The organism is Streptococcus sp. HMSC076C09, from assembly GCF_001837905.1.
GTDB lineage: Bacteria > Bacillota > Bacilli > Lactobacillales > Streptococcaceae > Streptococcus > Streptococcus parasanguinis_I.
Window position 1 is genome coordinate 201388 of record NZ_KV834646.1, and the last position, 11362, is coordinate 212749.

Consider the following 11362-nt stretch of genomic DNA (forward strand, 5'->3'; position numbering starts at 1 on the left):
TATGTTAGAAATTAGAAATTTAGAAAAAAGCTTTGGGAATAAGCAGGTTCTCTTCGGAGTAGATCTGACAGCTCAACAAGGGCATATCCTTGGCTTAGTTGGGAAAAATGGTGCCGGGAAAACAACTATTTTCCACAGTATCTTGCGCTTTTTGGACTACAGTGGCGAGATTCGCCTAGGTGGCAAAGCGATCACCCAAGAAACCTACAAGGAAATTGGCTATTTGCCAGAAGAACGTAGTCTTATGCCAAAACTCACGATTTTTGAGCAGGTCCGCTATTTGGCTGCCTTAAAAGGAATGAGCACTGCTGAGGTCAAGGAAAAATTACCGACCTGGATGGAAAAACTCCAAGTAAAAGGAAAATTGACCGATAAAATAAAGAGTCTCTCAAAAGGGAACCAACAGAAGGTTCAATTGATCATCACCTTGATCCATGAGCCTAAATTGATCATTTTAGATGAACCCTTTAGCGGCTTGGATCCGGTCAATACAGAAGTGCTCAAGCAGGTCATTTTTGAAGAAAAAGAGCGTGGGGCAACCATTATCTTTTCTGACCACGTCATGACCAATGTCGAAGAGTTGTGTGATGATATCCTAATGATCCGTGATGGTTCGGTTGTCCTTTCAGGGCCAGTCCAAGAGGTCCGTAATAGCTATGGCAAGACTCGTCTCTTTGTTTCTAACGACTTTAGCAAAGAAGAGCTAGAAGCTCTGCCACACGTGACCAAGGTCAGCATGACCAAGCAAGGTACTTGGAAGTTGATCTTGGATGATGCGTCAGCTGGTCCAGAATTATTTGACCGCTTGACCAAGGGTCGCTACCTAGCAACCTTTGACCACCAAGCCCCAACTATTGATGAGATTTTTAAACTTGAATCAGGAGTAGAAGTATGAAACAGATGTTTGTCGTAATGAAAGAAACCTATATCAGACAAGTGAAATCATGGAGTTTCCTCTTCATGGTCTTCGGTCCCTTCCTCTTTTTAGGATTGAGCATTGGAATCGGTTATCTGACAGGTTCTTCTACAGATGCCAAAAACCAGGTGGCCTTGGTGACAGAAGTTCCAGCTGTCAAAGAAAGTCTCAAAGGAACTGATGGCTTGACCTTGGACTACAAGGATGAAGCTGCAGCTAAAAAAGCTATCAAGGATGAGAAAGCAGCTGCTTACCTAACGGTCGATGAAAAAGATGGCCAGCTAGAAGCCACTTATGTGGGTGATCAAGCCATGAAAATGGAATTGAAAAGCCTTGTCACTGCGAAATTAAGCCAGGTCCAACAAGGGATCAATCTAGCGCGTGCCAATCTAAGCAAAGAGCAGCTGACAGCCTTGTCTCAACAGGTTTCTCTCAAAGAAAAAATTGACGAGAAAAAAGAAGGCTTGAAAATGGTGCAAACCATGGTTGCAGGTGGTCTGGGAATGCTGCTTTATATGATTTTGATCTTCTACTCTAGTATCACAGCCCAAGAAGTGGCCAGTGAAAAGGGAACCAAGATCATGGAAGTGGTCTTCTCTAGTATCAAAGCAACCGACTATTTCTTCGCACGCATGCTCGGACTCTTCGGAGTGATTTTTACCCATATTTTTGTCTATGTCGTTGGGTTAGTAGCTGTTTGGATTTTTAGAGCAGATATCCCAGTTGTCAAGGATATTCTCGCTCCAAACTCTCCAATTACCCAACACCTAGCAGAAGCGATCTCGCTTAATACCGTCTTCTTCATTATCCTTGGGATCTTTATGTATGTGGTGCTCTCTGCCTTCTTAGGTTCCACAGTTGCACGACCTGAAGATTCAGGAAAAGCGATTTCGCCACTGATGATGTTAGTTATCTTTAGCTTCCTTGGGGTAACCACCTTGGGAAGTGCCGGTGATGTCTTCTTATTAAAGATCGGTTCCTACATTCCTTTTATCTCAACCTTCTTCATGCCATTCCGTACCATCAATGGCTACGCGACTGGTCTTGAAGCTTGGGGTTCATTGGGAATTGCAGTTCTCTTTACCATTGTGGGAACAGTGCTCATTGCCCGTATCTATGCGAGCCTGATCCTTCAGACCGATGACCTCGGACCATGGAAGACCATCAAACGTGCTCTTAGCTATCGCTAATCAGCTGAGCTCTCAGTTATTGCTGAGGGCTTTTAGCATGCATTGAAATTTATCGGTGGACTATTTAAAACGATATACCTTCATATGAACATGTATTATTTATTAAATTATGATATGATGGATGGGAATAAAGAGAATAGAGAAAAGGACGAATGAGACTCTACATCAAAGGCGATTATACAAAAAGAGTACCTTATGGTTATTTAGAACTAGCTGGCAAAATGTGGTTTCCAGAAGAAAAGCAAGTATCTTACTCAAATGCAGGAGACAATGATGCATTACAAGAAGATTTTTCTGTAAATTTATCCCTGAGGAAAGGCACTGCCGATAAGAGATGGTCTAGTGTCCCCCTAAAGGAAGGGGTACGAAGACTCTTTTCACATCTTGACGAATGTATTGAGATAGAGTTTGAAAATGCATTCGCTACGGATTATAATGAAAAGGGAGACTATCTCCGTATTTTAACCAGCCATCTAGAAGTTTTAATAGTTGATAAACGCGCCATGTACATTATGGCGCTTGAGATTGCAAAGGTGATTGACGGGCAAATTAGCGAGGATAATAAGAAGACATGGCTAACAGTCGAGGAGTTTAGGAAAAAGCACGAGGCTATTCTATCTCTAACTTTTGAAGAAGCAAATGAACGAAGTTTGACTGAAATTCAAATGATGGATGTGGTAGATGACCCTCTTTGGGAGGAAGAAGCCACTCGTCGAAAAGAATATATACTAGCACATGGAGGCGATATCTCAGATTTATGAGACTATACATCAAAAGTGATTTTACGAAAAAAATAGACTTCACAACTAGAGAGCTTGTTTGGAAGATGTGGTTTAAGGAACGGAATGGCAAGAAAATAAGTTTCTCCAATGTTGGTGATGATGCTATGTTACAGGATGATTTTTACTTTGGTGTTCGGTTACACAAATGGTCTTCAGTTGACGAAAGATGGGATAAGGCTCCTTTTATAATTCCTAGTAATCCTTGGTTGTCTTTGGAATATGAGAGTATAACACTTGAATTTGAAAAAACTTTCATTACAGAGTGGAGAGAACGTGGAGATTATCTACGTATCGCAACATCTCATATAGATGTTTTAACTGTAGACAAACGTGCTTTATACATTATGGCAGCTGAAGTAGCATCTGCCATTGATGGTCAGATTAGCGAGGACGGCAAGCAAAATTGGCTAAGTGTAGAAGAATTTAAGGAATATCACAAGGATGTTCTTTCACTGACTTATGATGAAGCTGTTGAAATCAGTTTGGAAGAATTAAAGACAATGGTACCGGTAAGAGATCCTCTATGGGAAGAGGAGGAACGGCTTCGAGAAGAATACACCAAAATCCATGGTGAACGTGTTTATGACGATGAGGAAGACGATTGAAATTATATATCAAAGGCGATTACACCAAAGAAATTCCGTTTGATTATTTAGAACTAGCGAAGAGAATGTGGTTCGAAAGCTATCAAGGAGAAGGTATATCTCTCTCCTATTCTGGTTTTCTTCAAATCAGAGATGGGAATGATATAGCCATTCATCTAAAACTAAATAAACAGGATTATGACGAACGTTGGTTGTGTATTCCGATACAAGAAGGGATAAAATATCGTTTTTATTCACAAATTGATGAAGACCTAAATTTGGAATTTGAGAATGCTTATGTAACAGATTTTCGAGAAAATGGAGACTGTTTGCGTATCGCTTCTACCCACCTTGAACTGCTCACTCTTGATAAAAGAGCGTTCTATATCATGGCCATTGAGATTGCCACAATCTTTAATGGACAAATCAGTGAAGACGATAAGAAAACATGGCTAACAGTCGAGGAATTCAAGGAAAAGCACCAAGATATCTTATCTCTAACTTTTGATGAAGCAAATGAGATGAGTTTGGAAGAAATTCAGACGATTGACGCTATTGATGATCCCATCTGGGAAGAATTGGATAGGAAGCGTGAAGAGTACATCAAAATCCATGTCGAACGTGTTTATGACGATGAGGAAGAAGATTGAGAATTTATATTAAAGGTGACTATACAAAAGAAATCCCGTTTGATTACTTAAAACTAGCAAAGAGAATGTGGTTTGGGGAAAAAGATGGAATAGAACCTGACTTGTCGTATGCAGGGTATCTAGATTTACCAATCGAGAAACTTTCTATCCACTTAAAATTAAATAAGTGGATGCATGATAATAGATGGAGTAATGTTCAGATTAAGGAAGGGATAAAATATGATTTTTTATCCCATAAATATGAAGATATAGAGCTAGACTACGAAGATGCTATGATGTCGGACTTTCGTGAGAAAAGTGAATGTTTAAGAATCGCTACTAAGCACCTTGAACTCCTCACCGTTGATAAACGTGCTTTCTATATTATGGCCATTGAAATTGCGACTGCTATTGATGGTCAGATTAGCGAAGATGATAAAGAGAGCTGGTTAAGTGTGGAGGAATTTAAAAACCGGTATGAAGATATCCTATCGATGAGTTATGAACAGGCTAATGAGATGAGTCTGGAGGAAATTCCGTTTATGGATGATGTGAGAGACCCGGTTTGGGCAGAAGATGACCGCAGAAATGAAGAATACATCCGAATCCATGGAGAAGTGGAGTTGGATGACGAGGACGACGAGTGAAACTATATCTTAAAGGTAACTACGAAACTAACATCTATCAAGCCTGTATGGAATATCCTTGGAAAATGTGGTTCAAGGAACGTAAGGGAGTGCAGGTTGAGTTTTCTTATGCACGTGATGATGACTTCTATTTTAGTGTTAGTTTGGATAAATTTTCTTCAAATGATGAGCGTTGGGGAATGGCTGATTTTAGAGTAGGCAACGATCCTTGGGCGACTTTTAAGTATGAAGATATAAATTTAAATTTTGTAGATTCCTATGAAAGTGATGGACGAGAAAAAGGAAACTATCTACGAATCATCACGACTCATAAAGATATTCTAACGGTTGATAAGCGAGCTCTTTATATCATGGCAATTGAGGTAGCCTCTGCCATTGGCGGTCACATTAGCGAAGATGATAAGGAAACATGGCTGAGCATTGAAGAATTTAAAACAAAACATGCAGATTTGTTGCATTTAACCTACAATGAAGCGGTTGACATTAGCTTGAAAGAGATAGAAGCAATGAAAGCTGTTGATGAGCCACTCTGGGAAGAATTGGATCGAAAGCGTGAAGAATACATCCGAATCCATGGAGAAGTGGAGTTGGTTGACGACGAATGAGGCATTCTACTTCAATCTGTAAGCCTTCAGTTGTTTCTGAGGGCTTTTTGATTTCACATTGACTTTTGCAAGCCTTTTCACTACAATAGAACTACAGAAAAGGAGGCGGACATGAACTATATTGAGTTTGCTGAAAATGAGCGTCTGTCCACGATTGTCCTTGGGATGATGCGGATCAGTCAGATGAGTGAAGACGAGGTGGAGGCCTTGGTGGAGGCGGCCTTATCGATTGGGATCAACACTTTTGACCTGGCGGATATCTATGGCAATGGTCAGTGTGAGATCCTGCTGGGGAAGGTTCTCAAGGGCCGTCCGGATCTTCGGGATCAGATGTGGATCCAGTCTAAGTGTGGGATTCGCAAAGACGGCTTTACCTATTTTGATTTTTCTAAGGACTATATTTTGGACTCCGTCAATGGCATCCTCGAGCGTTTGCAGATTGAGCGCTTAGATAGTCTCCTCCTTCACCGACCGGATGCCCTCATGGAGCCGGAAGAAGTGGCGGCAGCTTTTGATCACTTGGAGCAAGCGGGCAAGGTCCGTCATTTTGGGGTGTCCAATCAAAATCCTATGATGATGGAATTGCTTAAAACAGCTGTCAAACAACCACTCAAGGTCAACCAGTTGCAGTTGAGTGCCGCCTTTACGCCTAGCTTTGAGGCTGGTTTTCATGTCAACATGGAAGGGCCAAAAGCAGCCGTGCGAGATGGCAGTGTCTTTGAATATTGTCGCTTAACCGATACGGTGATTCAAGCCTGGTCTGCCCTCCAGCATGGCTATTTTAAGGGGAACTTTGTCGGCAAGGAAGAGTTTGCGGCCCTCAATCATGTCCTCAATGACTTGGCGAAGAAATACCAGGTCACTCCGACAGCCATCGCCCTTGCTTGGGTCCTTCGCTATCCGGGTAAGATGCAGGCTGTCATCGGAACGACCAAACCCCAGCATGTCCTTGAAGCAGGGAAAGCAGCAACAGTCACTCTAACCCGCAAGGAATGGTACCAAATCTACTTGGCTGCAGGAAATGATTTGCCTTAGAATCTTGTTAGTAGACCAGACTTCACTTGTATCAGTGGGCTGGTCTTTTGTTTTATACTTTACGAATTTTTCTTGACAAGTCTTTCTTTTTTATGGTATTCTTTATGCAACAAGTGTTGCGTAACAACTGTTGCGCAACAACTGTTGCGCGAAAGGAGTCTTATGCCACCCAAGGTTAAATTTAGTAAAGAGGCTATCATTGGGACAGCTTTACAATTGGTGAGAGAAGAGGGCCTGGCTAGTTTGACGGCTCGAGCATTAGCGGATCAACTGGGAGCCACACCAAGGGTCATTTTTGGGCAATTTGCCAATATGGCTGAGTTACAAGCAGAGGTTGTTGTAGCTGCGGAAATGGTAGTGGTGGAGTATATTCGCAAGGCCCTAGATGATGAGAAGCCTTTTCGATCTGTCGGGGTTGCTTATATCCTATTCGCCTCAAAAGAGCCCCAACTCTTTCAGTTGCTTTTCCAAAATCCTAGCAAAGATCCGATTCGTCGCTTTCAAGATTTTCTTCCCATGAAGGATCATAGCTACCAATTGGTTCTGGAATCGATTGTCGCAGACTATCCATTGACGTTAGAGGAGGCTAGTCGCTTGTACCAGCATTTATTTATCTACTCACACGGGATGGCCTCTATGGTTGCTTCTGGCATTTATCAGTTCAGCATGGAAGAAGTGATTGGTTTATTGACAGAAGTTTGTCAATCTCTCATCAAAGAAATGGTAGGAAAGAAATGATTCAACTAGAAAATGTTCACAAAAGTTACGGCCAAACCAAGGTTTTAAAAGGGATTGATTTGCAGATTCAAGACCAGGATGATGTGGTTATCCTGGGACCTTCTGGATCAGGAAAGTCAACCCTCTTAAACGTGTTATCCGGATTAGAAAAGGTAGATGAGGGGCATATTCTCATTCAAGGACAGGATTTGTCTCAACTCACGGATGCTCAATTGACAGCCTTTAGACGTGAGAAGATCGCCTTTATTTTTCAGCAGTATTATTTATTACCGAATCTCACGGTTAGACAGAATGTAAAGATGGGAGCTGATCTGGCAAACAATCATGATTTTTTGCAGATCATCGAGGATTTGGGTCTTGGCGATAAGCTGGACAAGTATCCAAGTGAATTGTCGGGTGGGGAACAGCAGAGAGTCTCCATTGCTCGTGCCTTGGCCAAAAAGCCAGAGATTCTCTTCTTAGATGAGCCGACGGGGGCCCTAGATGAAGAAACAGGGCGCAAGATTCTCGACTATATCTGGAAGTTAAAGGAAAAGCTAGGCTTTACCCTCATTATGGTGACGCACAACCAAAATATTGCGGATATGGCCAGAACCATCATTCGTGTCAATAGTGGCAAGATTACCCAAGTTGTGACCAACGATCAGCCTCAGACTGCCTATGAGATTGGATGGTAAGACATGTTTTCAGTAAAAGATATTCGAAAATTAGTTGTCGTCAGTATCATTGGGGCTTGTGCGGTCTTTGTGGCCAATCTCTTCTTGAATTTTTACCTGGATATCGAGCAGTTGGAGATTTCTAAATCCAATCCGATGATTCAGACCTACTATGATGCCCAGGTTTCGCTATCTTGGATGGTGGCCATGGTCAGTGGGGTCGTCTTGTCCTTGACGTCGATCCTTCTCATGTGTTTTTATATCAAACAATTTGTTGATGACCACAAGGAACAATTAGGGATTTTAAAGGCTTTAGGCTATAGCAATAGCCAGTTGGCGAAACGATTTTGGGCTTTTGGACTCAGTTTTGGAGTTGGAGCACTTCTTGGCTATTTCGCTTCTTTTCTTATGATGGGTCATTTTTATGACTTTCGCAATGAGAAGGGGATTCTGCCAGACATTACCATTCATTTTCATTGGCAGCTCTTGGTCGCTTTGGTGATGCTGCCAACGACTTTCTTTATGGTCCTTGCGATTGGCTATGCTAGAAGACAACTACAAACGCCGGCCCTTCGCTTATTGAAAAAATCCCCAAGTCCAATCAAGGTCAAAAGGAGAAAAAGGGCTTCTAAGAAAGAGAAATCCTTCCTAAAAGAGCTGTCTTCGTCGCTGATTTGGGGGAGAAAATCGATCCTGTTTTTTGTGGTCTTTGGCTCTATGTGTTTCGCGTCCATGGTTCAATTGTCTTTTGGCCTAAGGGACTACACAGATGACATCATCCAAACCATGATGATTATGATTGGTTTGATCCTTTCTTTCTCAATCCTCTTTTTGTCATTGGGAATTGTCGTTTCAGAAAGTCGCGAAACCTTGGCTCTTATGAAGGCTTTTGGCTACACCGATCGTGAATGCCAAAGTCATATTCTCGCTCCTTATCGTTTCTGGGCTTATCTAGGATTTGCCCTTGGGACGGCTTATCAATACGGCATCATGGAAATCTTGATTGGTGTGATCAAAGATACGGTACCTGAAAAGATTGAGCACAACTTTGACTGGAATGTGTGCTTTTGGACCTTGCTTGGTTTTGCGGTGGTTTATGAAAGCCTCTTTTATCTATCCAACAGAAAACTCCAAAAGCAAACCATCAAAGAAGTGCTCTTAGCAGAATAAATAGAAAAGAGAGTGGGACAGAAATTGGTAATTCGTTAGAATTCGATTACGTCGTCCCACCTCCGCACAGTTGAGTAGGGCTGTAAAAGCTGATGAAATCAGCGTAGTAGAGCCCACTCAACCACTGCGTCTTGCTCGACAATCTAAAGACAATTGAGAGGCCAGGACTTTTGTCCCACTCTCTTTCTTTTGAAACGCATTGACAAGGGGAGGCTTTTCCGCTATTCTAGGGGAATGAAAGAAAGGAAAGGGATTGAGATGAAACGGACTTATTGGCAGGACCTGAAGGGGGGCTTTTACTTGATCTGGCGCAACAAATGGTCCTTTATCGCGATTGGAATTTTGCTACAATTTGTAGTTGGTATAGGGGCTGCGGCCTTGAGTTGGGTCTTTCATCTGGCAGTCTTGCTTGCGGGTCAGGCTAATATCGATAAGAACAACCTGGTCTCTGTTATGAGCCATCCCTTGAGCTTGCTGGCGCTTTTGGTCTTTATCATGGTCTTTGCTTTCTTGTTTATGCTGGAGATGCGGACCCTGATTTCGGTCATTTACCTATCGCGAACCGACCGACACTTGTCCTTTAAAAAGGTCTTGCGGCAATCATTTGGTCGCTTGAAGGACCTAGCGGGAAGGAATCTGCTTTATTTTCTGCTCTATCTCCTTTTGACCTTGCCTGTTGCAGGTGTCTTGATAGGATCGACCTTGACGGATGGGCTTTATATTCCAACCTTTATCACAGGGGAGTTTGAAAAGACCACGATTGGCTCCATCGGGCTCTTTGTGGTGCAGCTGACCTTTATCTATCTTAATCTTCGCTTGATCTATACGGTTCCCAACCTCGTGGTAGAGGAGTTGCCATTTGGTCGTGCCTTGAAAAAAAGCTGGACCATGACCAAAAGAGGAGGTTTTCGTCTCTTATGGAGAATTCTGTCCTTTGAGTTTCTCTTAACCTTTCTAGGGATTTTATTGATCTTGGGTTTGGTCTTTACCTTGACCGTGATCGATAAAGAAGGCCAGTATTTCTGGGTGGTGACCATCTTTTTGGTCTTGATTCGGACCTTCCTATTCATTTTTACAGTCTTGACAAAGGTGGGATCGCTCGGCATTATCTTGGATTCTGCATGGGAGGTACCGAGCCGATCGGTCATGCGCTCCAAAGGCAGTCGAAAGATGAAGGGGCTCTTTGCCCTGACAGTGGTCTTTCTAATGGTCCAATCGGGAATCTCAGCCTTTGAACTGGCAACCCTAAAGGTGAATGATCAGATCAAGCTCATCGCCCATAGAGGGGATGTTTCTAAAGGGGTAGAAAATTCCCTGGAAGCTTTAGAAGTAGCTGCCAAGGGAAAGGCAGCTTATGCGGAGATGGATATCCTTCTTACCAAGGACCATCAATTTGTCGTCATGAATGACTACAATCTCAAGCGTCTTGCTGGGGTAGACAAGGATGTGAAAGACATGACCCTTGCTGAGGTGCAAGGTCTCAAGATTCAACAGAATGGCCACACGAGTCATATCCCTTCATTTGATGAATATGTCAAACGGGCCAAAGAATTGAAGATGAAGCTCTTGGTCGAGCTCAAGCCCCATGGTGGAGAGCCTGCTAATTATGTGGATCTCTTTGTGCAGAAGATGCGGGACTTAGGGGTCGAAAAAGATTATCCGGCCATGTCTTTGGATCTGTCGGTCATGGAAAAGGTCGAGAAAAAAGCCCCTGAGATCAAGACCGGCTATGTCATTCCCATTCAATTCGGTCGCTTTGAAAAGGATTCGGTCGACTTCTTTGCGATTGAAGACTTTTCTTATCAGGAGGATTTGGTGACACAAGCCCATGAGATGAAAAAAGAGCTCTATGTCTGGACCATCAATAACAAGCAGAAGTTGACCAAGTATTTGCAACAACCTATTGATGGCTTGATTACGGATGAATTGACAGAGGCGCAAAGACTGAAAAAGGATTTGAAACAAAACAAGTCCTACTTTGATCGCTTCTTGAATCTCGTCGCTACGTCTAAGGAAGAATAAGACAGGATACGCCTAGAGAGAGTGGGACAGAAATCGGTAATTCGTTAGAATTCGATTTCGTCGTCCCACCTCCGCACAGTTGAGTAGGGCTGTAAAAGCTGATAAAATCAGCGTAGTATAGCCCACTCTGCCACTGCGTCTTGCTCGACAATCCAAAAACAATTGAGAGGCTAGGATTTTTGTCCCAGCCTCTTTTATACTAGACCAACAGAAAAACGGATGCTGTCTAAAAATCTTGCATTTTTTTGCAATTTAGGTTACAATGAAAACTATAAAAAACGCGTAATCCCTAGGGTCTTTCCCTCAGGGAATTTTGTGTGTTTTGACCAATTTTTCAGTGGAAAAAAGCTTTGCTTCTACCGCAGAAAAAAGTATGAAAAACTATGGA

Annotated in this window: 12 protein-coding genes; all 12 read left to right on the forward strand. The window is 42.5% G+C overall.

The window, feature by feature from the left end; translation table 11 throughout:
• Position 1: 1 nt before the first annotated feature.
• The 12 genes from HMPREF2704_RS06590 (at position 2) to HMPREF2704_RS06645 (ending at position 10974) form a co-directional block, all read left to right on the forward strand.
• A complete protein-coding gene (locus HMPREF2704_RS06590) occupies positions 2–895 on the forward strand; it encodes an ABC transporter ATP-binding protein (RefSeq protein WP_023918606.1) in 894 nt (297 codons plus the stop codon).
• Positions 892–2106: an ABC transporter permease gene (locus tag HMPREF2704_RS06595; RefSeq protein WP_023918604.1), complete on the forward strand. Its 1215-nt coding sequence runs from the start codon at positions 892–894 to the stop codon at positions 2104–2106. Before HMPREF2704_RS06590 ends, HMPREF2704_RS06595 begins: the two co-directional genes overlap by 4 nt.
• A gap of 152 nt (positions 2107–2258) precedes the next feature.
• Entirely contained in the window at positions 2259–2867 is a 609-nt protein-coding gene (locus tag HMPREF2704_RS06600; protein WP_070846036.1) for a hypothetical protein, read from the forward strand.
• Entirely contained in the window at positions 2864–3493 is a 630-nt protein-coding gene (locus tag HMPREF2704_RS06605; protein WP_003007942.1) for a hypothetical protein, read from the forward strand. Before HMPREF2704_RS06600 ends, HMPREF2704_RS06605 begins: the two co-directional genes overlap by 4 nt.
• Positions 3490–4122: a hypothetical protein gene (locus HMPREF2704_RS06610; RefSeq protein ID WP_070846038.1), complete on the forward strand. Its 633-nt coding sequence runs from the start codon at positions 3490–3492 to the stop codon at positions 4120–4122. The genes HMPREF2704_RS06605 and HMPREF2704_RS06610 overlap by 4 nt, the downstream gene beginning before the upstream one ends.
• Positions 4119–4748 carry a hypothetical protein gene (locus HMPREF2704_RS06615; protein ID WP_024056326.1) on the forward strand — a complete coding sequence of 210 codons (630 nt, stop codon included), beginning with the start codon at positions 4119–4121 and terminating at the stop codon, positions 4746–4748. The genes HMPREF2704_RS06610 and HMPREF2704_RS06615 overlap by 4 nt, the downstream gene beginning before the upstream one ends.
• Positions 4745–5353: a hypothetical protein gene (locus HMPREF2704_RS06620; protein WP_003007937.1), complete on the forward strand. Its 609-nt coding sequence runs from the start codon at positions 4745–4747 to the stop codon at positions 5351–5353. Before HMPREF2704_RS06615 ends, HMPREF2704_RS06620 begins: the two co-directional genes overlap by 4 nt.
• 111 nt (positions 5354–5464) lie before the next feature.
• Complete coding sequence (locus HMPREF2704_RS06625) at positions 5465–6388, forward strand: aldo/keto reductase (RefSeq protein WP_003007935.1); 924 nt, start codon at positions 5465–5467, stop codon at positions 6386–6388.
• 162 nt (positions 6389–6550) lie between these two features.
• The gene (locus HMPREF2704_RS06630) at positions 6551–7126 is read left to right on the forward strand and encodes a TetR/AcrR family transcriptional regulator (protein WP_070846040.1); all 576 of its coding nucleotides are present in this window, start codon (positions 6551–6553) and stop codon (positions 7124–7126) included.
• On the forward strand, positions 7123–7803 hold the full coding sequence (locus HMPREF2704_RS06635) for an ABC transporter ATP-binding protein (RefSeq protein WP_070665383.1): 681 nt from the start codon (positions 7123–7125) through the stop codon (positions 7801–7803). Before HMPREF2704_RS06630 ends, HMPREF2704_RS06635 begins: the two co-directional genes overlap by 4 nt.
• A 3-nt stretch (positions 7804–7806) precedes the next feature.
• Positions 7807–8952 carry an FtsX-like permease family protein gene (locus HMPREF2704_RS06640; RefSeq protein WP_070846042.1) on the forward strand — a complete coding sequence of 382 codons (1146 nt, stop codon included), beginning with the start codon at positions 7807–7809 and terminating at the stop codon, positions 8950–8952.
• 234 nt (positions 8953–9186) lie between these two features.
• Positions 9187–10974 carry a glycerophosphoryl diester phosphodiesterase membrane domain-containing protein gene (locus tag HMPREF2704_RS06645; RefSeq protein WP_256318018.1) on the forward strand — a complete coding sequence of 596 codons (1788 nt, stop codon included), beginning with the start codon at positions 9187–9189 and terminating at the stop codon, positions 10972–10974.
• Positions 10975–11362: the final 388 nt, after the last annotated feature.